Here is a 22333-nt window from a genome sequence, read left to right as displayed (position 1 = left end):
AAGCCATGAAACCATTAAGTGAAGAAGAACGTGAAAAAATCCTGAACAGCCCGCCTGTCGGCACTTGGGCTTTGATGATTACCGTTGGCGTGGGCATGGTTGTCGCATGGCTGTTCCTGTACTACGGGGTATTCTTGCCGCGCGGCGCGATCAATTAGTGGTGATTTTATGCATATAGATCCTCTTGAAAAAAAATGGGCCTATGCGGCAGTCGGCATCGCCGGTCTTTTTGTCGGTATTATCTTGATCGATGCATTATTTCACGGCATTAATGCCCCGAGCAATGTCGAGACTATCGATTCAGCCAGTCTACATTTGAGCGAGGAATTCGACGAAGATAATTTGGGTGTGCAAGTCGACGAAAGCGGCACTATAACCATTCGAATGGTTGCCGGGCGTTACGGTTTTTATCCGAAACACATTACCGTGCCGGCGGATACTTCTTTAACCTTTCGTTGGGTCAGCATGGACGTTCTCCATGGCGTGCATATGCCGATGACGAATATGAGTACGATGATCGTACCGGGGTATGTCGCGCAAGTAACGACAACCTTGCCGAAACCCGGCGAATATCCGCTGCTATGTAATGAATATTGCGGCATAGGGCACGATCATATGTGGAGCAATGTTTCGGTCGTCGCTAAAGAACATTGGACCGCGCCGGGAAAAGCCCCTTCAAAAGGAGGAAAAGACAATGATTGATGTGGTCACCAAAAAACTGGCGTTCTGCCATCTGTGGGTCGCCTTCGGCGCGTTTCTTTTGGCCTGTTTCATGGGCGAGTATCAAGTCTTGGAAAGGAGCGGTTTCATTCCGGCAATCGAATCGCCTTCGGTGTATTTTGCATCGGTCAGTACGCACGGCGTATTAATGGCTTTTGTATTGACGACGTTTTTCATCATGGGCTTCGGCTATGTCGTTGCGACGACTAGTCTGAAGCAGCCGATTTGGAACCCTCAATGGGCCTGGGCCGGATTTGGAATATCGTCGTTCGGCACTGTGCTGGCGGCAATACCTCTATTGACCGGTAAAGCCTCGGTTTTGTACACGTTTTATCCGCCGATTATCGGGCATTGGATGTTCTATGTCGGCGCGACATTGTTGATTGTCGGTTCCTGGCTGTGGTGCGTCATCATGATCATGATGATGCGCGAATGGAAGCAAGCTAATCCCGGCGCGCCGGTGCCGCTCGCGATGTTTGCAACCGCCGGCAATGCGCTTTTGTGGCTTTGGACTAGTGCCGGTGTCGCGCTGGAAGTGCTCTTTCAATTGATTCCGATGGCACTCGGCTGGATGGATACGCTCGATCCGGGCCTGGCGCGCACTTTGTTTGCATGGACCTTGCATCCGATCGTCTATTTCTGGTTGATCCCCGCTTATACAGCATTTTATGTCTTGGTTCCGAAGCAGGCGGGCGGTTATTTGTTCAGCGATGAAATTGCCCGCGCCGCCTTCGTGGTCTTGATCGTCTTTGCGTTGCCGATCGGTTTTCATCATTTATATATGGATCCCGAGCAAGCTAAAGGATGGAAATTGCTGCATGGCGTCGGGACTTTCGTTGTTTCGCTTCCGACCTTCATTACCGGTTTTAGCGTGATTGCATCGCTCGAAATCGCCGGCAGGTTGCGCGGCGGCAAGGGATTGTTCGGTTGGATCGGTTCGCTGCCCTGGCGTAATCCGATGGTGCTGTCGGTTATTCTGGCTTTGTTAATGCTGATTCTCGGCGGCTTCGGCGGCCTAGTCAACGCCAGTTATGCGATGAATGCAATGATCCATAACACGGCTTGGGTGCCGGGGCATTTTCATTTGATCTTCGCCGGTACCACCGTGATCATGTATTTTGCGATCGCTTATTATCTTTGGCCGATCATGGCCGGTAAGCCGCTTTTTTCCAAAGATATGGCGCTGGTGCAATTGTGGACTTGGTTTATCGGCATGACGATTCTAACCACGCCTTGGCATGTGCTGGGTTTATTGGGGCAGCCTCGGCGCATTTCCGGTGTCGAATATAACTCGCTGTTGACATTGGCCTGGGATCCTTACGAGCTGGCGATGATCTTCGGCGGTTTGGTAATGCTCGGTTCCGCCTGTTTGTTTGTTTACAATTTAGCGATGACGCATCGTTCGCAAGAAGTATTCGAAGGCGAAATCGAATACGCCGAGCCGATTCATCCGGTTACCGATCTGCCTGAATACCTGAACGATTTTACGCTATGGAATAAAGTCATCGCCGGTTTGATGGCGCTGAGTTTCGGCGTACCGATTCTACAATTCTTTTTTATGAAAACATTCGGCTCAAGCGCATGGGGATTTTGAACATGAATAAAATGGTTGTCGCGGCCCTTTCGGGTCTTTTTGTTTCGACTGCCGCCCAGGCCGAGCCGGCGTCAAAAGTCGCCTGGACGCCAGAGCAGTTGAATTTCGTCAAAAAAGGTAACGCCGCCAAAGGCAAGGAATTATCCGCTACCTGTACGGGGTGTCATGGAGAGCAGGGCGTGAGTCAAGTGCCGAATTATCCGTCATTGGCGGGACAGTTGGCGACGTATACTTATAAACAATTACAGGATTATAAAACCGGCCATCGAAAGCATGATCTGATGGGGTCGATGGTGACCGGATTGAGCAATCAAGATATGGCCGATCTTGCCGTTTGGTTTAGTACGCTACCGACCCCTAAACCTCAGGGGGTGCGCCAATCGTTGGCTAAGGCCGAGGTTTTAGTCAAGAAAGGCGACGGCAAAAGGACTCTGCCGCCTTGTGCGGTGTGTCATGGGGCCGAAGGTAAGGGAGAAAAAATGGATATTCCGGCTTTAGCCGGTCAACAAGCCGACTATTTCGTGCAGACCCTTGAAGCCTATCAAAAAGACGAACGGCGCAACGATATTTTCGGTCGTATGAGAATTCTCAGCAAGCAATTGACTGCCGAGGAAATCAAGGAACTAGCTCAATATTACCAGGCAAAATAAATACCGGGCGCTTCTTCGGCGCCCAAAATTCAATATTCTCTAAGAGTATTACGGAGGATACAGACATATTCGGCAAGGATGCCGGCAGCAGGAAACTGTGGGTATCCACTTCAAGCAAGCCACCACATCGCTTTTTGATCCCTAAGTTGGGAATTTTATCCTCTTGTTTCCCTTATTTGAATTGCGCCAACGCTAAATAGGCTACCGCGATGGCCGGTGCGCAATCGGCGGCGGACATTGGCGAGGAAACTAAGGACTGTTCGAATAAATCGTTGAAATCCAGATAGGGGTGCCCTAAGTTGGCGGCTAGTTGTTTGACCAAAAAGCGGCCGACGCCGGCGCCGACAAACGGTTTATCTGAAGGTAAACGAATTCTGGATATTTGCCTTTCGCAGCTCATTTGTATTTTGTGCAATTGTTGGTTGCGGAGATAAAGCGCGAAATGGCGCCAGCATTCCGGCAACTCGTGTTCGACTTCATGCCCGATCATGCGCGACAAACGCCTGGCGCTGGCCGTAACGGTTTTTTCGCCGCCATCGGCGGTATCGTTTTGATCATGGGCTTCGTCCAGTTCGCCGGTTATGCGGTAAACATCGGCCATCGTCGCGAAATACTCGGCCATTAATCCGATTTTGACGCCTTTGAATAAGGCTGTTTGTGCGATAGCCATTACCGGCGTGCGCACGACGCCGGTATAAATTAATTCTTCGGAAATAAGTCGCTTATAATCGGTAAAACCTTTGGCATTAATTTTTCCGTTTGCCATCGCAATGACATCGGTTGTGGTGCTGCCGATATCGATAAATAACCCGCTGTCGATGTTGCGTGCGGCAAACGATGCGCTAGCCAACCAATTCGCCGAAGCGATGCTTTCGCTATGCTCGGGCAGTACCGAACCGGCTCGAATGAATCCGGACAAACCGGCATAAATCCACAGCGAATCGCCCGGAAAGTAAACCGACATGGCTTCGACGATGCGTTGCACGCCTTGTTCTCGACTCTCGAAATGATCGACTAATTCCCCCGTCATCGTAATCGCATGCCGGTATCGGCCTTCCGGCAGTTCGGCGGTAACGGCTTGTACGGCTTGTTGCAATTGTTCGATGCCTTGCCATAACGCGCAGGGGCGTTGAACGATTGCCAGTGCTTCGCCCAATTCGTTGATCAGCGCCGCTTTTAAATGGGCGCCGCCGATATCCCAGCCGATAATGTTAGTTTGCATAGGTTTCGTCTCCGTCGATGAGTAGATTAATGCTTCGATTGATGATGGGGGGCACGTTTGGTTGGTTTTGCGGCATTCGCAAAACCTCTGCCGCGACATTGACTCCCAAGGCCTCTCGTATCCCCGCGTAAGACGTCGTCAAACGCGGATTGATTTCCAATACCGCAATGTATTTAGGTGTTTCGATGATATCGATTCCGGCATAACCGGATAAGCCCGGCAAAGCATGTGCGACACGGTCGACCAGGGCTTGATAGTTTTCATTGACGCCGGGTTCGTTGACTCGGCAAGCGTTCAACTTAAATCGGCAGTCCTTGATTTCAATTCGTTGGATATTATGGCACAAGAGCCATCCCTTGCCATGGTTGAATAAACAACTCAAGCTAGCCGGCGTTCCGTCAATGTAAGGCTGGACAATGTAGGGTGTTTCACCGAGTTGAGACTTCACGAGCGCCCAATCCTCGGCGTCATCGACTCGGAATGTTCGTTCGCAGCCCATGCCGTCGATCGGTTTGATGACGTGTCGTCCGATCGGTTGGAATTCGTGCGCAATGAAAGGTTCCGATGGTACGGTTTCGATTTGTTCTTGTATCAGATGACGAAATGTTTCGAGCTTATTCGAAGTGATGGCGACGGCTTCGGACGAAGAGGACAGTAGTCTTTTTCCAAGTTGTTCGATCATGCGGGTCAAATCGAACAGAATATTGTTCATTTCGGGAGCTACCGGCCAAACCGCATCACAACGCTCGACTTGTTTTTGAAATATTTCGAGTACCGATTGATGCTCATCAATCGTCACAATTTCGATTGCTCCGGCATATTCCGAAATTGCGTCGGCAAACCGGATATCGAGCATTGCACTCAACTTGATATCGGCTATTTCCGATAAATCCTGCAATAAAGCCTTCAGCATCAACAAGCCTTCCGCGGCGAGCGTATCGGGAATGCATTCACGGCTAAAGCCGCCGCCGGTAACATATTCAAAAACGAGTATTTTCATTACACACAGTATAATACATACTATTTCTTAAAAATGCAGAGGGTTGGTTTCGTAACATGCAAATCATTCCGGTCCTTGATCTCAAAGACCATTATGTCGTTCATGCCGTCAAAGGTAATCGGGTCGAATATGTGCCGGTTCGTTCCTCATTATGCAAAGAGCCGGATATCGATCGCGTCATTGATGCCTTTTTGTCGCTATACGATTTTAAGGTGTTTTATATCGCCGATCTGAATGCTATTACCGCTTGCGAATCGGTTCATCAAAGCCTTTTACTCGATGTATTCAGCCGCTATCCGGATAGGCAGTTTTGGGTCGACTCGGGAAATCATTCGGACCAGCGCTATTACCAAGGGTTTACGAATTATTTACCGGTTATCGGCTCCGAATCGTTGAACGATGACGATGTCGAGCATATCGAGCGATTGCCGGAAGACTTTGTGCTTTCGCTCGATTATTCGGCAAACGGCCGGCTCGGCTCGTCGTTGATTTTTGACAATCCTAATTTATGGCCGAACGCTATTATTATCATGACGTTAGCGCAAGTCGGTAGTGAGCTCGGCCCGGATTTCGCGAAGCTGAGCTATTATTGCCGAGAGTTTCCTGAGAAACGGATTATCGCCGCAGGCGGTATCCGGCACAAACAAGATCTATTCGAGCTACAAAAAATCGGCGTGAACGATGTCTTGATAGCCAGCGCCTTACATTCCGGCGCATTGTCGGCGAACGACATTAAACAGATCTTTGAAAATTAATTGAAATTAGTTGTTTCATACGTATCAAGCGGATATCACGCCATTCACTATTCACTATTCACTATTTACCCCTAGCCGCTCACCATCCCTTCGCGGCTGCAAAATCAATCGATGCTCGGTTTTCCCTGCCTGAAGCGGTATCGGCAAACCTTCGACCCAGTATGTTTGTTGATCGCGATAGTGGGGCGATAAAGGATGGCTCGATTGCCCGCCCGGCATGTGCAGTATTCCTTCATCTATATGACGCGGAGAAACCACAAGCCTTTCGCTGGCGCCGAAATCGGGGCCGGCCACTCGAACGCAATAAGGGCAACCCGATAACGGGTCCGTCGGCATATCAAGGAAACGTCCGACCCATGGCAATACCCTTGAGAATGGATGGCGATATTGCGCTCGGTTGATTTTCCCCCAAGTTAGTTCCGGAAAGCTCGCTTCGGGATGTAGGTTTTTAAGTCGACTGAAGCCTTCTTTTAATTGGTTAAGAATGAATGCATCCCAGTCTTGAAAACGCGCCGGGTCAGGTAACAGTTCGACCGGCTTTTCAGTCAAAATCCGTTGTAATGGTGTGTCGATGTAGGTCCAGGAGTAGTTGAAATTCCTATCCGATTTGCGACATGCCGATAAAAAAGGCTCGAATACCGATTTTGCCAATTGCTTGCGAAATTCCACCAATAACCCAAACCCCAAGCTGTCTCGATCCGCATTTCCGTCCCAGGCCTGAAGGTAGCCTCGCAATTCGGCTAATTCCGGTTCTTGCTCGAAATTTTTCGGTGTCAGAACCGATAACGCCAATTGCTGGTAAAACTGATAAAACTCGCTCTTACTATCGAGTTGCAATGCGAACATCGTTTGTTCGTTCAGTATTTCGATTTGTCCGAGCCGCTCAGTAATCCGATAAGCTCGATAGCCGTTGGCAAACTGCCGTCCGATGATATGAGGATAGTCTTTGCTGAATCGACGATCGTTGGCCGAAACTAAAATACCTTCCGGCGGATCGATTGTGCGGGGCAATGACTCCGGATTCAAATAACCGTTCCAGCCCGCGGAACCGTCCGCCCAAGAGCGGCTTACCGAGCCGTCGTTGCCGTACCGCTTAGGTATGCGTCCCATCAGCGTCCAAGCGATTCGGCCTGTCTTATCGGCCAGTAAAAAATTCAATTGCGGCCCGCCGCTTTGGTTGATCGTCGGAATGGCTTCTTCCAGTGTTCGATTTTGTTCCAAGTCGATCAATTCGATGTTAATAGCTTTGGGGTCCAATGCGGTCCAGCGGACAGCTACTAAGTTATCCATCAGAGGTTCGGAGGCAACTGGGCCCCACTCCGTTTGTTTGACTGTTATATCTCGAGAATCCCCTCCTTTTACGGCGATGATTTCATGCCGTTGCTCGAACCGTTGCCAGCCTCCGTCAACACGATATTCATTCGAATTTTCAGGATTGATTTCAAGGCTGACTAAATCGAGAAAATCACCGGAAAGATTTGTTGCCCCCCAAGCTAAATGTTTGTTGCTGCCGGCAATTATTATCGGTACACCGGGTAGCATCACGCCGCTTGCATGCGTTTCGGTATAATAGACTTCGATTCGATACCATAAGTTGGGTACGGTAATGCCTAAGTGCATATCGTTGGCAAGTATCGCACGCCCATCCTGGGTTTTCTTGCCGCTGACGGTCCACGCATTAGATCCTGGCAGGGTGTCGTGTAATTGCACGGCGCCGGCTACTCTCAAGGCATCGGATGAATGTTGATCAAGGGCCGCCTTCATCGAGGCTAAAGGAATGGGGCGAGCCGGTCGCGACGATTCGCGATAGTCTTGTAAGTGCTCGGTAAACTGGTCGGTATCCGGCGTCAAAAATGCAAGTAGATCGGGAGGCAGCGTTTTTTCCATCACGGTCAACATGCGTTCCTCTCTTTCGGCCCAACCGGTGAGCGTATCGAACATGCCGAGCATGACCAGAATGCTGTCTTCGGCTTGCCAAGGGGAGGGGTGATAATTTAATACGCTAAATTCAAAGGTTAAGGTATTGGCTTGCTCGATATAGCTGTTGACGCCTTCGGCATAGGCATCGAGGAGGCGCTTATGGCGTTGCGGCAGTTGTGTTATCGCTTTTTGGGCAACTCGATTGAAGCCGAGCGTTCGGGCTCTGGTATCGCTGTCGACGGCTATCTCGCCGAATATTTCAGCTAGGCGCCCTGCGGTTTTTCGTCTCATCAAGTCCATCTGAAATAAGCGGTCGCGCGCACTGAGATAGCCGAGTGCCCGAATTGCGTCGAGACGATTTTCGGCATGTACGGTCGGTATTCCGAATTCATCGGAATCGACTGTAACGGGTTCGACAAGGCCGGCTAATTCGACTTCGCCGTTTAGTTTAGGCATCGATTCTTGCAGTAACCAATAGGTACCGCCTAGCCCTATCAGAACTGTCAGCGATGCGAATGCCGTCAAATAAAGCACGATGCTTCTTATTTTTTTCATGTTCTGTTAGTTCTTTTTTGTTGGGCTTATGTTCCATTGAAAACGAGCCAACTGAAATACGGCTTCATTCTTTATAACTTATCTTATTGAAAATAGTTAAGCTTCATTGAAGGTTTGGGGTGTGTTTGGCGAGGATGTCGGCAGCACTGCGCTATTCTTCAGGCACTGCCGAAATTTGAAGTGTGAAAGATATATATCTGCCAAGTCTAGGATAAAAGCCCTGATTCTGCCGCTTACTACTCACTGTTAACCGCTATCCAATTTCTTTTAGGCAAAAAAAACCCCGGGCTAGCCGGGGTTTTTAGTCATTCTATGCCAAGCTAAATTTTAGTTGGCAGCGAATGGGTGTGTTGCAGTGGCTTTAGCAGCAACAACTTCTTGAGCTGTTGGAGAGCCGGCAACAGCGCGTTCGATAGCTTCTTTAGTCGCTTCGTAGTTGTATTGTTGGATTTTTGCGTCGTCTTCAGCCATCCAGTGAATGAAAACACCAACAGAAATAAACAGGTTGTCAGCTTCATCGGCAGGAATGGTGCCGTTTTCAACTGAATCCGCAACAGCCATGGCTACGCCGCGTTGCGCAGGGCCGAACATTTGAACGGCTTGTTTCGAACCTTTGATGGTTACTTTGTTGAACATAACAGTTGCAGGTTTAACCATCAGGTTAGGTGCAACAACAGCCAACAAGCTGGAGAAACCGTCTTTGTTGTTGGTCAAGCAGTTAGCGAAAGCGGTTTCGGCAGCCGAACCGCGTGGGCCGATGATCAAGTCGATGTGCGCAACTTCGTTGCCGTCACCTACCAATGATTCGCCTACGCGCAGGTTGTTGATTTTAGCCATGCTAGTTGTCTCCTTTGAAGAATAATATGAACAGTGAGAATTAATTTATTTACTAAATGTAAATCCGTTTTGAAGACCCATTAGCAACTCGAATTGCTAATTTGATCCTCCAGAAATACCGTTAAAATCGTCGCTACCGTTAAATCGGCCGTCGTACCCGGATTGATGCCTTCGGATTTAAATTCCGCGTCAATCCTGCGCAGTAAAGGTTCGATTTGATCCGGATTATCGGAATCTTGCAGCGCTTGGTTAACCATGGCCATTTTGGAGGCCACCGAAAGCGTAAAGCGATCGCCGTATTTCCGCTCGATATGACTATCGGGATAAAGGCTCAGCAACCCGACATAGACTGCTACAGCCGCCCAATTAGCATCAGCCCATCGAGTTAGCCGAGAATTATACCTTAAAACTCCGAAATCAAAAATATCTTTATAATCCGAGCAGTACTGTAACGCGATGCGATCCTTATCGGCCGCGATTCGCATCGCTTCGGTCAAATTGACAGCCGGCCGCTCTGAAACGTCTTGTTCGGATGATTGTCCTAAACCGCCCGGGGATGCTAAAACGATCGCTTTGAAGACCCAATCGGCATCGTCTATTGATGTATTGTTTAATACCTCGTGTAAAGCTTGTCTTAGCGTCGAATTCGGTTTTCGTAAAAATGCGGCTTGAAGCAGAGGTGCGCATAATAAAACAATGCCAAGGTTGGTATTACAGCCGACCTTATCGCGCGTGGCCTTGATCGCATAATAAATTTTTTTGCCAAGCGAGTAATTTGGATTTGCGATATGCGGCGCGCTGACCTTTGCACTGACTCTAAAATCATCGACGGTCATGTCATGCCCGTCGGCATGAACACTGACGTTGCCTGGCTTAAAAGCCTGTAATTCGATCTCGCAGGCTTGCCGATACAAGTCTTCAAGCGTTTCGATAGTCATCATGAAGCAACCGTTTGCAATTCGGGGCGATGATCGCCGACTTGCCTGTCCAGTAAATCCTCGACGAGTAATTCGGCGATATTGATATTACAAACGCTTTGCAGGCCCTTCCATGCGGGAATACTGTTGACCTCGATAACGGTGTAATCGCCGTTTTTTTCGCGAATGATATCGACGCCGGCATAGTCCATTTTGACGACTTCCGCTGTCTTGATGGCTAATTCCGATAATTCGGAGTCCAATTGGACTCGTTCGCAACTGGCGCCTTTGGCAACATTATTCAACCAAAATGTTCCTTTCCTACGCATCGCGGCGACCGCGCGCCCATTGATAACGAATACTCGCGTATCGGAATAACCTTCGCCGTCACATTCGACAAAACGTTGCAAATAATAGATGCCGCGGCTGCCGGTTAACCAGAACAAATCCAGCATTTTTTCGATGCGCCGGACGCCTTCGCCTTGCGAGCCGAACAAAGGCTTGCTGATGATCATATTGCCTTGCGCCAACTCGTGTTCGGCGATTGCCAGAGCCTCTTTTCTGTCGCGCAAGACCCAGGTCGGCGGCGTCGGCAAACCGTTTTGTCGAAGCAAGAAACTGGTCATAGCTTTGTCGACACTGCGTTCGATTGCCCCGGCGTCGTTGTACACCGGAACGCCGATGATCTTTAACGCATGTAGGATGTCGAGATAAAATACAACTTCCTCGAGGGAGCCGCCCGGTACACCGCGTACAAACACGGCGTCGGGCAGGGCATGCTCGAAACCCGGAATCGAAACAGGAAGTCCTTCCGAAACCAGATTCAAGCGGCACTCGGTCAACGATACATAGTCTGCCGAGTAGCCGCGCGCGGCGAATGCAAGACGCAATGCCTTGCCGTGCCAACCCGGATCGTCTGTGAAAACGGCAATTCTACCCACGCGTCGAAATCCTCAGGCGCCGAACGATTGATCGAGCAACGCATTGTCAAGTTTGCCGGCGCGGAAACTCTTGCCGGATTCGACTGCGGTCACGATTACACTTGCCGGGCTGAATAGCATTGCATCGACTTTGAAAAAGTCGTAATCGTATTCTTTGAAGACTTGCGCGAACGGTTTGCCGTAATCCTTCGAAGTCGAACTCGGCAGCTCTTTTGCGAGCTTCTCGGCCGCTTCGTCGCTGCCTTTGACGAAAATATGAACTTGCCCCGCAAACAATATTGCATCGTTGGTCCGTCCCATCGCCTTGATGAAATCCGGATGCGGCGGGCAGATCGGCGCGCTGCCGCTACCATCGACGATGTTTTCCAGCGGAAAATGCAAGGCATGCGCCTTGTGCATCGCAACTTCCAAAACCCGTGCAACGACTTGAACACCGCCGGCCAGGCTGCTGGTGGGCGTCACGATGATTGTCAAATTGCTAGGGTCTACTTGACAAGCGTTTGCTACTTTTTCGACGATTTCAATCGGCGGTATCGCATCGTTTTCGATCACCAAAACGGTGTTTTCTGCGTTGTCGCGATAAGCCAATTCTTTATACAATTCTTCGACGGGCTCTTGTTGACCATCCTTGATCTTAACCGCCATCGCCCGAGCGGGACCGGAACCGAGCGCGTAATATTTTTCATGCGACAAACTCCAACCGGCGTATTGGCTGCCAAGGCAGGCCAAGACCGGATTGCCGGTATGCACATTGACCGTCAACGGCCAATTCGCGGTATAACAACTGTGTGAGATAGAGACCGAGCCCATGCCACCCAAACAAATTTCGGCGATGATTCGGCCAGCTTCCAAGCCGCCCGGCATGTCGATGCCGGCGTCGATGATGGTGCAACCGTTCGCCAATTTTTCTACGCCGACTCGTAATTTAGCCGCATTTTCGATGAGTTCTCTAACCAGAGGCTGCGCCAGTTTATTAACGCTCGCTTTTGATTCCATGATCTAAAACACCTTTAATTGAATGATTGAATAATGATTTGCCGGATTTTGTTCAATTGTCGATGAACGCTCCGAACGTTTATATCGCGGGCAATGATACTGCATATAGGCTGTCCTTTGCGAATTATCGAGCCGGCAATCGGTAAATCCCGACAGGCTTTCGGCCAACTAAAGGCATCGGGAATAGTGATGTCTCGGTCGGCGTAAACGATGCGATAAGCGCAAACCTGATGACGCGTAAAGTTCGTATTGTCTAAGATGCCCCGACAGGCATTGAGATGCGCCCCGAATAAATCGGCATCATATAATTGCATGCTGGCCGATGGGCGGGGATTGACCTCCAATACATAAATCCGTTCGCCTTGGATAATGAAATCGAGGGTGTTGAGACCTTTAAGCGGGATTGCCCGCACAATGGCGGCGATCCACGAATGAATGATATCGGCTTGCTCGGCGGACAGGGGGCAGCGATTGATGACGCCGGCAAATAAGAAGGGTTGGTCGGCGTATTGGTTTTCGCACCATTGCGTATGGAAACCGATAATTCGAATATTCCTTCCGTCTGCAAGAAATAAAGCGGAGCCGGCCGTCCCTTCGATATATTTTTGCCAGTACATATTTCCTTGGGTCGGCATGCCGTTTCGAAACAGGCGAATACCGAGACCGCCTTCACCGGTTTCGGGTTTGATCAACCATTGTTCTGCCTCCATAGGTTTGGTGAAGGCGACGCGCGGATAGTCTATCTCCAAATGATCGAGCAACTCGAAAAAGCTTTTTTTTTGCTGAAGCTGTCGAACGGATTTTATATCGTTGCCGACTAATTCGCATTCACGAGTAATGAGCTCGAGCGCCTTGGGATAATGCTCGAGGCCACTGCCATATACTACTGGAGACTTCGGGTGCAGGGAGCGGAAGTCGGCAATAATTTCTTTCAGAAAGGGTTCGTCCAATGCTTCTATTCGAAATACTCGTTCGGAAAAACTCAAGGTATCTTGGTCGGCAAACAAATCGATTACCCAAGGTCTGAACCCCGACCGGCTGGCGGCCTCGGCCAGCATGCGGCCGGAGTTCGCAATAATCAAAATAGGTTTGTTAATGCTGGGGTTCAAAAATTGCAGTTTATGATGTTAAAAGTCTATCGCTTAAGCGAGTATGCGCCAGCTTCAGGCATCAATAAACGAATTAGACGGCCGATACTTGGCCGCCGCCGTTGCTGACGCTGACTGTGATAAAACTCAAATGCGGGTGATGCGAAAATTGCCGGCGCGTCTGTTCGGTCAGTGTTTCGGCTTGTTCGGCCCCCTGCAAAGCGCAAAAGCCGGTCGGTCCCCATGAGGTCTGGCCGATCGCGACGCAACCTTGCGCTTCCAGCCATGCCATGGCTTCGGCGACCTCCGAACTGGTGAAAATACCGCCCTGTGCTGGCGCGAAATGTTCGCCGACCGAGCGCTGCAATTGCGTAACGACTTCGCCGAATCTGACAATATCGTGTTCGGCAACGGCGGGTAATCCTTGCATCATCAATAAATAACAAAGCCGGGCCGCTTCTTGTTGCGGAAATGGGGGCAGCGCTTCGAAAGCCTGAACTTCTTGTTTACCATGCAAGCCTTGTCCGCGCTTGTCGAACGCTAAAATAAAGCGCCAATCGTCGGGAATTTGCATGTTTGCTAATACCGGGGGGGTCACTGTGCGCTCGCCCCGTCCGCCATCGACAACCAGTCCGCCACGTTCAAAAACACCGATGCCGATACCCGAGCGCATGCCTCTATCGGTTAAACGCGCGATATCGCGCACCGTCAGGTCTAAGCCGAAATAATGGTTCAAGCCCATGCCGACCGCCAGCGACATTTGTGTACCGGAGCCTAATCCAACATGTTCCGGGATCGACGCTTCGACCTCGATGCTGAATGAATCGGGAAGATTGAGTGCCATACAGAGTTTGCGCGCGCATTTTTCGGCTCGAGAAGCCGACTTACCGGTTACGGTCAAATGATTGGCCGGTCTGATGGTCAACCGAGTGTTGATTTCATTCAGCGCGACGCCGATGCTGCCGAAGTGACGTCCCAGTGCGCCGCTTAAATCGATAAAGCCCATATGCAGACGGGCAGGGGCTATCACGCTAATTTTAGAGTATTGCACTTTCAATGATCTGATTTAATGGCAAACAAAAGGGCATTATACCCAAACGCAGCAGAGAATGAGGGTTGAAACTGATATCTTAGCAATTCCCCGTTTGAATATATTCATCAAGGTTACTGTGAAAGTTCGTAGATTTAGACTCATTATCTAATTTTTCGATAAACGAAGCTCGGAAGAGAAAATGCCGGTTCCGAAGAGGGTGCGGTTGCTCGACCGACAGCCGCCGTCGAGCCTACACGGACGTATTCACCCAGCACCTAAATTCCATAGCCCATTGGCTATGTTTAATATTATGGCTAATTTAGGTGCTGGATGAATTCCATAGTGCATTGACTATGGTTAACTATCTTGGATAATTTAGGTGCTGGGTTCACGGCGTCCTGTCGGGCGAGTGACCACACCCTCCGCCACCAGAGAACTTTCATTTGCCGGGGCGATGGCTAGCTAGGGCTTCATGAACGTTACTGTGAAAGTACGATGCCGGCACCCTCGACAAGCACTCTCCTTCTCTCCATACCTTCGGATTATTATACTCATCGGAGATCAAAATTCGGCGCCGAGCACCCCGGTACCTTCTTAGGCGCTGCCGAAATTTGAACTGCGAAAGGTATAGATGCTCTTTCGATCAGCTAGCCTGATGTAGTTTAGCGCTTAGATTTCGGTTGGGCTTTGTCTTTATTTCGAGAAGCTGAAAACAAGCGTCTTATCATTTTTTCCAATTCCAGGATCATAAATAAGGCCAGACCGATTCCGAAGATTTCCATGCCATGGATGAAGTCGACCGGACGCGTGTCGAAAAAGACTTCCATGAACGGCGCGTATGTAAATATGGCTTGTAATGAAATGACGACTGTAATCGCGATCAGAATAGCCTTGGAACCAAATAATTGTTTGAGGGATAGCGAAGAGCCGCTTAAGTAACGTACATTCAATAAATAAAAGACTTCCAGCATAACCAGTGTATTGACCGCATAAGTTCGGGCTTCTTCGAGCGTCGAGCCATGTAGTTGGCTCCAAAGAAAAATGCCGTAGATGCCGGAAAAAAACAGCAGCGAAACGAAGGTGATGCGCCACAATAAAAAGCCGGACAACATCGCTTCATTTTTAGGTCTCGGCGGGCGTTGCATGACGCTAGGCTCGGACGGTTCGAATGCCAGCGCCATTGCCAAGGCGACCGAGCTGACCATGTTGACCCAAAGGATTTGAAGCGGTGTAATCGGCAAAGTCAAGCCGGTCAATACCGCGGCGATGATGCTCATCGACTCGCCGCCGTTGACCGGTAGTAAAAAGATAATGGACTTTTTTAAATTATCGTAGACGGTTCTGCCTTCGCGGACTGCGCGTGCGATCGATGCAAAATTGTCGTCCGCCAGCACCATTTCCGAAGCTTCCTTGGCGGCTTCGGTTCCGGTTCTACCCATCGCTATTCCAACATCGGCTCGTTTTAAGGCGGGCGCGTCGTTTACTCCGTCTCCGGTCATGGCAATAACGTTGCCGCCGGCCTGCATTGCGGTAACCAGACGCAATTTGTGTTCCGGCGAAGTTCGGGCGAAGATGTCGACGCGTGCGGCGACTTCGATCAATTCATCGTCGTCGATCGAAGACAGGTCTTGGCCGGTCATGACTTCATCGTGATTTTCAAGGTGTAATTGCGAGGCAATCGCGCGGGCCGTCGCGGCGTGATCGCCGGTGATCATTTTAACGCGGATACCGGCCGCGCGGCATTCCTTGACGGCTTGTATCGCTTCTTCACGAGGCGGATCGATTAAGCCGATAAGACCCAACAAAATCAATCCATCATCCAGGTCCGAAAAATTAAGCTCGGTTTTACCTTCTTCGACCGGTTTAAACGCGATGGCCAAAACCCGTTGTCCGAGTGAGGCGACCTCATCGATCCAGCCGTTCCAATAAGCAGGATTGATTGCGACATCTCCGTCTTTTTGACGTTGCAAAGTGCATAGTTCGATCAATCGTTCCGGCGCGCCTTTTACGATAATATATCGATGGTTTTCGTGGTCGTGATTCAAGGTGGCCATGAAGCGGTGTTGGGCATCGAATGGAATCACATCGCCACGAGCATTGTTGCTGTGCAGGTCGGCAGGGTTGAAACCGCCTTTCATCGCAACGGTCAACAAGGCGCCTTCCATCGGGTCGCCGTCGATAATCCATTGATCGTCTTTTTGGCGCAAGGATGAGTCGTTGCACAAGGTGCCGAATTTAACGATTTGCTGCAGAATAGGGCGCTTGTCTAACTCGACATGTTCGCCGCCCGAGAAAAAATCGCCGGAAGGCTCATAGCCGACTCCGCTGATTTCATAGAGTTTGGAAGATGTTACGATCGATTTGACGGTCATTTCGTTACGCGTTAGCGTGCCGGTTTTGTCCGAACAGATGATCGATACGGCGCCGAGCGTTTCGACTGCCGGCAGTCGGCGGATAATGGCATTGCGGGAGGCCATGCGCTGGACGCCGATGGCCAATGTTACCGTCAGGATCGCCGGTAAACCCTCAGGAATGGCCGCTACAGCAAGGCCCACTACTGTCATGAACATTTCCGAAGGGTCGGTTCCCTGGGCATAAAAACCGAAAGCAAAGACGCTTGCGGCAATCAGAATGATCGCCAAGGTCAGCCAGCGGGAAAAAACCGCGATTTGTTTAAGTAGAGGGGTCGTCAACTCCTCGATACTGGAAATCATGCCGCTGATGCGGCCGATTTCTGTATCGGCCCCGGTCGCTACGACGATGGCTTTGCCGTGTCCTGCCGCAACCATGGTTCCCGAATAAGCCATTGAAAAGCGGTCTCCCAAATCGGCTTTTACTTCAACCGGTTTAATCGTCTTTTCAACAGCAACCGATTCGCCGGTCAGGACGGCTTCTTGAATTTGCAGACCCTTCGCCGAAATCAAGCGCAGGTCGGCGGGAACTTTATCGCCTGGTTCGAGAATAACGATATCGCCGGGAACTAATTCTTCGGCTGGAATCCCAATTCGATTGCCGTCGCGCAATGCCGTCGCGCGCGGCGCTAACATATGCCGAATGGCTTCGAGCGATTTTTCGGCCTTGCCTTCTTGCACGAAGCCGATAATCGAATTAACCAATACGACGGCGATGATCACATAAGTGTCGATCCAATGATCCAGTAGCGCCGTGACGACTGCGGCACCGATCAAGACATAGATTAATAAGTTGTGAAATTGGGAAAAAAAGCGCAGTAGCGGGCCGCGGGTTTTGGGCGGAGGTAAACGATTTGCGCCATATTCCTCGATACGCTTTTGTGCCTGCCGGCCCGATAAACCGTTCCCGTCGGTTTGCAGTTTTTCGAAGACCTGATCGGCGAGCAGGGAGTGCCAGTGCACTCGTTTTCTCGGTTCGGTTATTTTGCGCATATATTTTCCTAAGTAATTGAAATATAAAATAACTAAAGTTATATTGCCAGCTTAATCTAATGACAATAGCAAAGGAAACTTACTCCTAACTGACAAAAAGAAGTTGCACTATGTCTATACTTTGCCTTTCCGTTCAGCTTGAGAAGTTGAGGGGGTACGCCACATAAGCATCAAGCTAAAAACGGCCGCCCTACATTAGCTCTTTCCCAAGTTGCTATTAAAGCACGTAGCCCATATGCAGCGTAGCGGAATACGGGGGTGGCGTGGCTCCGAGCTTCCCGGATTGCACTGCGCTCCTTCTAGGCTTCGTTGTTTAGACTCGTAGGAAGAGGTCGGTAGCGATTTAGTAGCTTAGCTTGATGCGCCTGGGTTCAAGCCATCCCTGGCGTTTGTAGATTTTTGCTCATCGGCAACTGCTGAGTCACAAGGATATAATGAATGAATCGTAGATCAAAATTCGGCACCGGTTTAACTCTGTGTACTCCAATAGGTAAGGACTTCGTAAAAATAACTTCCTGGAGCTATGAGTTTTGTAGCGGGTTCGGTAACTCGCTTGACAGGACGCCGTAAACCCATCCATGGGGGCTTGGCGGCGGCTCCCTGCCGCCGACACCTGTCAATCGAGCAACCGAACCTGCTTACCTTGTATTAAAATTAGGGAAGTTATTTATGACCGAATTCTAAGCCACGTCGAAAGTTGATCTGCGAGGAGTATATTAAGTATTTCTGGGTGCGAGAAGTGAGTTCTTTCGGGGAATGAATGGCGAATGCTTGAACGGACTGAGCGGGTATCGAGATTGTCGGCGAGGTAGGAATGCTAAAAGGAAGCACCTCGAAGAGGTGCTTCCCGACGGCTTGGATTATGTTGCTGCCCGAGAGTCGGGTAAAGTTTTGATTTTTTCTTTGCCTTCGAGATCGATCGTTTCGACAATGATATTGTTGTCTTGGGCGCTCAACATGAAGTCGTGAATCGTTTCCAAAATATCGTAATCGATGAATTGGGCTTTTGAACCGTCGATCACGAGAGTGCAATTTTCTTCGATTTGATTGAAAAACTTTCTGAGCAAGGCGCGGTTCAAAAAACTCACGTCCTTGTTCATCGTCAAGACATAGCGGTCTTCGGATCGAGTCATCGAAATCGAGGCATGATAGTTTGCACGTATTACATAATACAAGCCGATGACGATGCCGATTGTGATACCTTTCAACAGATCGGTCAATAAAATTGCAACGATCGTGATCACGAACGGTATCAATTGATTCCAGCCTTTGTGGAAAAACTCGATAAACAGCTTCGGTTTCGCGAGTTTATAGCCGGTCTGTAACAATATCGCAGCCAGGCATGATAGCGGAATGTCGTTCAAAAATTTGGCAAAGAACATCACGCTGACTAGCAATGCCAAGCCATGCACGAATGAGGATACTCTGGTTTGGCCGCCGGCGTTGATGTTCGCCGCGCTGCGTACGATGACCGCGGTGATTGGAATGCCACCGATCAAACCGCTGAGCATGTTGCCGACCCCTTGCGCTTTTAATTCGCGATTGGTCGGTGCGACGCGTTTGTATGGGTCCATCTTGTCGGCCGCTTCAAGGCTCAACAGCGTTTCCAAACTGGCGATGACGGCCAGCGTGAACGCGACCGTATAGATTTGAGGATTGGCTAGAAAACTGAAATCGGGAAAGCTGAACAATTGCAAAAAGTCCTTTGGACTTTCCGTGACCGGCAGCGAGACCAAATGTTTGCTGCCGATGGCCCATTCCGGTGCCACACGCATGGTGACCGCGTTATAGGCGACACCCCAAATAACGGCCAACAAGGCGCCCGGAACCAATCTCAGGAAGGCGATACGTTTGATGAAATTGCTTTCCCAAAGGACTAATAACAACAAGGCAACGACACTGACGATAGTTGCGCCCGGCGAAATCGAACTTACCGCTTCGGCCAACTGCTCGACTGTCGATAACGCGGTCTCCTGCATATAGCTTTCATCGCCTTCGAAACTGGCATCGTAGCCGATGGCATGGGGGATCTGTTTCATAATCAGAATCAAACCGATTGCCGCGAGCATGCCTTTGATAACCGATGACGGAAAATAGGCGCCGATAACGCCGGCTCTCAAGAATCCCAAAATCAATTGAATGACTCCGGCCAATACGACTGCGGTCAAAAAGCCCGAAAAACTCCCGAGGGTTTCGATGGCGTTGAAGACGATCACCGTCAGGCCGGCAGCGGGTCCGGAGACGCTGAGCTGAGAACCGCTTAGCCAGGCTACCACTAAACCGCCGACCATGCCTGCGATCAGGCCGGAAAACAAGGGCGCGCCTGAAGCCAGTGCGACTCCTAAGCAGAGCGGCAAGGCCACCAAAAAAACGACGATTCCGGACGGAATGTCATGATGTAAATGCTTTATGTAATAATCGATATGTTTATGAATCATATTAGCTGGATTCCTTAAATCGGGTTGGTGAGTCGCTTATGACGAATGACCATAACGGTCGATCGTGTCTGGTCAAGCTTGGATGTCGGGTTTAACCGCCATGATGGTGGTTTTTACCGCTCTGACCAGTGTGGCTGTTGTGCTACCCATCCCTAACAGGTGACTTAGGCCGGTCTTTCCCACTGTCGCCATGATTAGTAAGTCATAATGTTGCCCAGTGAGATGCTTGCGAATTGCATGATGCGCCGAGTCGGAACCGTGCACGGCGATACAGTTTACTTTGTCGCCAATTGCCGGCATGTACCGTTCGACGGCATCTTGTAATTTCTCCAGACATTCGGACCGGATGTTTTCGATTTGCTCCGCATTGAGATGTTCGTTCGCTATCGAGTGAAACAAATGTACTTCGGCGCCGGCAGCGAGTGCGACTTCCTGAGCATAAGGAAAAGCGGCGTAAGAGCTTTGAGAAAAGTCCGTGGTGACTAGGATTTTTCGAATCGGGCTTAAGTCGGCTTCGTCCTCGACGATAACTACCGGACGATGGGTCAAGCGTAATACTTTTTCGGCTACCGATCCTAAGAGTATGCGAGAGAATCCTTTTCTACCATGGCTGCTCATGACCACCAGATCAAATTGGCCCGATGCCTTGACGATGGCGTCAGGAGCATCATTATCTTCTTCGACAAGGCAATCCGCCAAATAAGCTTGGTCGACGCTGTCCCCGGTAAAGGATGTCAATGCGGCTCTCAACTCTTTTTGGATGGACAAGGGCTCGCCATGTAAACGCATGTCTCCATTCAAATAATGGAAACCATCCAGGTCCGAATACAAATCGTAAGCATGGAAAGGCGTAATCTTTCCGTCGAACAGCCGTGCGATTTCCTGAGCGACCGGAAATGCTCGCCGGCAATAGCCTGAGAAATCGACGGGGACGATGATGTTGCATTGGTTTAATCTATTGTTCATGAAATTCTCGCTCTTGCATAATTCGGATGGTTGGCTGATTTGAACTGAGGAAAAACTCAAAATGATTTTGCCTCGTTCTTGTACCGGTAAAGTATGGGCAATCGCCGTCCGCTTGCCGAATTTCTCGACCGGATTGTCGGACCTGCAGCTTAGATCGAGCGGCTTGATTTGTTTCGTTTAGCGCCGTCATCAGGCCAGTGTATTTAGAAAGGCATTGTCCGATTTAAGCCGCCGCTTCAGTATAATCATATTTGAATATTGGTTCGATTTCTTGTCCGGGTTCCATAGAAATTAATGTTTTCAACAAGCCGTCGGAAAGGCCGTAGACCCAGCCATGGATAATTGGACGATTCTCTTCGTGCCAGGCTTGTTGAATAATGGAGGTGTAAGCCAGTGTTTTAACCTGTTCGATAACATTTAATTCAACCAATCGATCGATACGCTCTTGTTCGGTTGCTAGCGCATTGACCTCTTTTTGATGGAGTCGGTAAACATTTTTGATATGCATTAACCATTTATTAGTCAATACTAAGTCGGTGCTTTGATTATTGAGAGCGGCTTTCACTCCTCCGCAGTTGTAATGACCGCAAACGATAATGTGTTTGACTTTTAGCACGGCTACCGCATATTGCAAGACGCTTAAGCAGTTGAAGTCTGTTGCCACCATTTGATTGGCAATGTTGCGATGAATGAACATTTCGCCGGGTTCGGCATTCACAATGAGTTCCGCTGGAACACGGCTATCCGAACAGCCTATCCAAAGGAAATCGGGTTTTTGCTCATTTGCAAGATGTTTAAAAAAATTGGGATCTATCTTTTGCTTGTCAGAAGCCCATTTTTTGTTTTCCATTAACAGCTTTTCGAATGATTTCATAGTTTCCGCCTTGCTGTATGCAATTGACTGTAGTTGAAGATTGTAACGCTTCGAGCTGTTTAATCCGGATGCTATAGCTTATTGATTTATCGGCTTAACAATGGCAAGACAGAAAGTCCTTATCTTCTCTTTACTGCTTTTCGTCTCGTTTTGTTCGAAGCAAAGAGCAGAGAGTCCATGCTCTTAGAGATTCCAAGGCTAGGGTCACCGGTCACTTAAATTCTTAAAGGTCGATACTGTGAAAAAGAACTTATGGGTCAGTGACTCGCTTTTTGTTAAATCAATAAACTAGACTTGTCAGGTTCAGTCCAGCAAAAAACCGAATCGTTACAAACACATTTTGTTTGGTTCAAACCAATCGCATCTAAATGCGCTAATCGGATCTAATGAGGACCGGTAGTTTGGCTTAGAAGGTATTGTATC

At 49.5% G+C, this 22333-nt stretch carries 18 protein-coding genes; 5 read left to right on the top strand and 13 right to left on the bottom strand.

Annotated elements, in window-relative coordinates:
• The first annotated feature begins 5 nt into the window (after nt 1-5).
• From ACINK7_RS14735 to ACINK7_RS14720, 4 genes are read left to right on the top strand one after another with little or no spacing between them, the layout of a single operon-like run.
• A complete protein-coding gene (locus ACINK7_RS14735; RefSeq protein ID WP_404356314.1) occupies nt 6-158 on the top strand; it encodes a hypothetical protein in 153 nt (50 codons plus the stop codon).
• A 10-nt stretch (nt 159-168) separates the two neighbouring features.
• Nucleotides 169-702, top strand: coding sequence for a cytochrome C oxidase subunit II (locus tag ACINK7_RS14730; RefSeq protein WP_404356312.1), 534 nt, complete (start codon nt 169-171; stop codon nt 700-702).
• A complete protein-coding gene (locus ACINK7_RS14725) occupies nt 695-2314 on the top strand; it encodes a b(o/a)3-type cytochrome-c oxidase subunit 1 (RefSeq protein ID WP_404356310.1) in 1620 nt (539 codons plus the stop codon). Before ACINK7_RS14730 ends, ACINK7_RS14725 begins: the two co-directional genes overlap by 8 nt.
• Nucleotides 2315-2316: 2 nt before the next feature.
• Nucleotides 2317-2964 carry a c-type cytochrome gene (locus ACINK7_RS14720; RefSeq protein WP_404356308.1) on the top strand — a complete coding sequence of 216 codons (648 nt, stop codon included), beginning with the start codon at nt 2317-2319 and terminating at the stop codon, nt 2962-2964.
• A 172-nt stretch (nt 2965-3136) separates the two neighbouring features.
• Here ACINK7_RS14720 and ACINK7_RS14715 read toward each other — a convergent pair whose 3' ends face one another.
• Both ACINK7_RS14715 and ACINK7_RS14710 read right to left on the bottom strand, forming a co-directional pair.
• Nucleotides 3137-4186, bottom strand: a complete 1050-nt coding sequence (locus ACINK7_RS14715) for a hydantoinase/oxoprolinase family protein (RefSeq protein WP_404356306.1) — start codon at nt 4184-4186, stop codon at nt 3137-3139.
• The gene (locus ACINK7_RS14710) at nt 4176-5186 is read right to left on the bottom strand and encodes an ATP-grasp domain-containing protein (RefSeq protein WP_404356304.1); all 1011 of its coding nucleotides are present in this window, start codon (nt 5184-5186) and stop codon (nt 4176-4178) included. Before ACINK7_RS14710 ends, ACINK7_RS14715 begins: the two co-directional genes overlap by 11 nt.
• A gap of 56 nt (nt 5187-5242) precedes the next feature.
• On the opposite strand from ACINK7_RS14710, the gene ACINK7_RS14705 reads away from it, so the two are divergent.
• Entirely contained in the window at nt 5243-5941 is a 699-nt protein-coding gene (locus ACINK7_RS14705) for a HisA/HisF-related TIM barrel protein (protein WP_404356302.1), read from the top strand.
• A gap of 54 nt (nt 5942-5995) precedes the next feature.
• Here ACINK7_RS14705 and ACINK7_RS14700 read toward each other — a convergent pair whose 3' ends face one another.
• The 11 genes from ACINK7_RS14700 to ACINK7_RS14650 form a co-directional block, all read right to left on the bottom strand.
• Nucleotides 5996-8416, bottom strand: a complete 2421-nt coding sequence (locus ACINK7_RS14700) for a penicillin acylase family protein (RefSeq protein WP_404356300.1) — start codon at nt 8414-8416, stop codon at nt 5996-5998.
• 327 nt (nt 8417-8743) lie between these two features.
• Nucleotides 8744-9253 carry a formaldehyde-activating enzyme gene (fae, locus tag ACINK7_RS14695; RefSeq protein ID WP_014148886.1) on the bottom strand — a complete coding sequence of 170 codons (510 nt, stop codon included), beginning with the start codon at nt 9251-9253 and terminating at the stop codon, nt 8744-8746.
• An 80-nt stretch (nt 9254-9333) separates the two neighbouring features.
• Entirely contained in the window at nt 9334-10194 is an 861-nt protein-coding gene (locus tag ACINK7_RS14690) for a triphosphoribosyl-dephospho-CoA synthase (RefSeq protein ID WP_404356298.1), read from the bottom strand.
• Nucleotides 10191-11111, bottom strand: coding sequence for a RimK family alpha-L-glutamate ligase (locus ACINK7_RS14685; RefSeq protein WP_404356297.1), 921 nt, complete (start codon nt 11109-11111; stop codon nt 10191-10193). Before ACINK7_RS14685 ends, ACINK7_RS14690 begins: the two co-directional genes overlap by 4 nt.
• A gap of 12 nt (nt 11112-11123) precedes the next feature.
• Nucleotides 11124-12107 carry a methenyltetrahydromethanopterin cyclohydrolase gene (mch, locus tag ACINK7_RS14680; RefSeq protein WP_404356295.1) on the bottom strand — a complete coding sequence of 328 codons (984 nt, stop codon included), beginning with the start codon at nt 12105-12107 and terminating at the stop codon, nt 11124-11126.
• Between the two features lie 14 nt (nt 12108-12121).
• Complete coding sequence (locus tag ACINK7_RS14675; RefSeq protein WP_404356293.1) at nt 12122-13189, bottom strand: ATP-grasp domain-containing protein; 1068 nt, start codon at nt 13187-13189, stop codon at nt 12122-12124.
• 100 nt (nt 13190-13289) lie between these two features.
• Nucleotides 13290-14246 carry a beta-ribofuranosylaminobenzene 5'-phosphate synthase family protein gene (locus tag ACINK7_RS14670; protein WP_404356291.1) on the bottom strand — a complete coding sequence of 319 codons (957 nt, stop codon included), beginning with the start codon at nt 14244-14246 and terminating at the stop codon, nt 13290-13292.
• Nucleotides 14247-14890: 644 nt separating this feature from the next.
• A complete protein-coding gene (locus ACINK7_RS14665; protein WP_404356289.1) occupies nt 14891-17632 on the bottom strand; it encodes a cation-transporting P-type ATPase in 2742 nt (913 codons plus the stop codon).
• Between the two features lie 860 nt (nt 17633-18492).
• Nucleotides 18493-20070: a SulP family inorganic anion transporter gene (locus ACINK7_RS14660; protein ID WP_404356287.1), complete on the bottom strand. Its 1578-nt coding sequence runs from the start codon at nt 20068-20070 to the stop codon at nt 18493-18495.
• A gap of 72 nt (nt 20071-20142) precedes the next feature.
• Nucleotides 20143-21036 carry a universal stress protein gene (locus ACINK7_RS14655; protein WP_404356285.1) on the bottom strand — a complete coding sequence of 298 codons (894 nt, stop codon included), beginning with the start codon at nt 21034-21036 and terminating at the stop codon, nt 20143-20145.
• A 223-nt stretch (nt 21037-21259) separates the two neighbouring features.
• Entirely contained in the window at nt 21260-21910 is a 651-nt protein-coding gene (locus ACINK7_RS14650) for a carbonic anhydrase (protein ID WP_404356283.1), read from the bottom strand.
• Between the last annotated feature and the right edge of the window lie 423 nt (nt 21911-22333).

Source organism: Methylotuvimicrobium sp. KM1, assembly GCF_044788715.1.
In the GTDB taxonomy this organism is placed as follows: domain Bacteria; phylum Pseudomonadota; class Gammaproteobacteria; order Methylococcales; family Methylomonadaceae; genus Methylotuvimicrobium.
This window is presented reverse-complemented; position numbering and strand designations above follow the sequence as displayed.

Excerpts from the sequence above, each read along its gene's own strand:
- ACINK7_RS14720 (WP_404356308.1), top strand. The coding sequence starts at position 2,317 with ATGAATAAAATGGTTGTCGCGGCCCTTTCGGGTCTTTTTGTTTCGACT.
- ACINK7_RS14690 (WP_404356298.1), bottom strand. The coding sequence starts at position 10,194 with ATGATGACTATCGAAACGCTTGAAGACTTGTATCGGCAAGCCTGCGAG.
- ACINK7_RS14715 (WP_404356306.1), bottom strand. The coding sequence starts at position 4,186 with ATGCAAACTAACATTATCGGCTGGGATATCGGCGGCGCCCATTTAAAA.
- ACINK7_RS14730 (WP_404356312.1), top strand. The coding sequence starts at position 169 with ATGCATATAGATCCTCTTGAAAAAAAATGGGCCTATGCGGCAGTCGGC.
- ACINK7_RS14710 (WP_404356304.1), bottom strand. The coding sequence starts at position 5,186 with ATGAAAATACTCGTTTTTGAATATGTTACCGGCGGCGGCTTTAGCCGT.
- ACINK7_RS14705 (WP_404356302.1), top strand. The coding sequence starts at position 5,243 with ATGCAAATCATTCCGGTCCTTGATCTCAAAGACCATTATGTCGTTCAT.
- ACINK7_RS14665 (WP_404356289.1), bottom strand. The coding sequence starts at position 17,632 with ATGCGCAAAATAACCGAACCGAGAAAACGAGTGCACTGGCACTCCCTG.
- ACINK7_RS14655 (WP_404356285.1), bottom strand. The coding sequence starts at position 21,036 with ATGAACAATAGATTAAACCAATGCAACATCATCGTCCCCGTCGATTTC.
- ACINK7_RS14725 (WP_404356310.1), top strand. The coding sequence starts at position 695 with ATGATTGATGTGGTCACCAAAAAACTGGCGTTCTGCCATCTGTGGGTC.
- mch (WP_404356295.1), bottom strand. The coding sequence starts at position 12,107 with ATGGAATCAAAAGCGAGCGTTAATAAACTGGCGCAGCCTCTGGTTAGA.
- fae (WP_014148886.1), bottom strand. The coding sequence starts at position 9,253 with ATGGCTAAAATCAACAACCTGCGCGTAGGCGAATCATTGGTAGGTGAC.
- ACINK7_RS14660 (WP_404356287.1), bottom strand. The coding sequence starts at position 20,070 with ATGATTCATAAACATATCGATTATTACATAAAGCATTTACATCATGAC.
- ACINK7_RS14700 (WP_404356300.1), bottom strand. The coding sequence starts at position 8,416 with ATGAAAAAAATAAGAAGCATCGTGCTTTATTTGACGGCATTCGCATCG.
- ACINK7_RS14735 (WP_404356314.1), top strand. The coding sequence starts at position 6 with ATGAAACCATTAAGTGAAGAAGAACGTGAAAAAATCCTGAACAGCCCG.
- ACINK7_RS14650 (WP_404356283.1), bottom strand. The coding sequence starts at position 21,910 with ATGAAATCATTCGAAAAGCTGTTAATGGAAAACAAAAAATGGGCTTCT.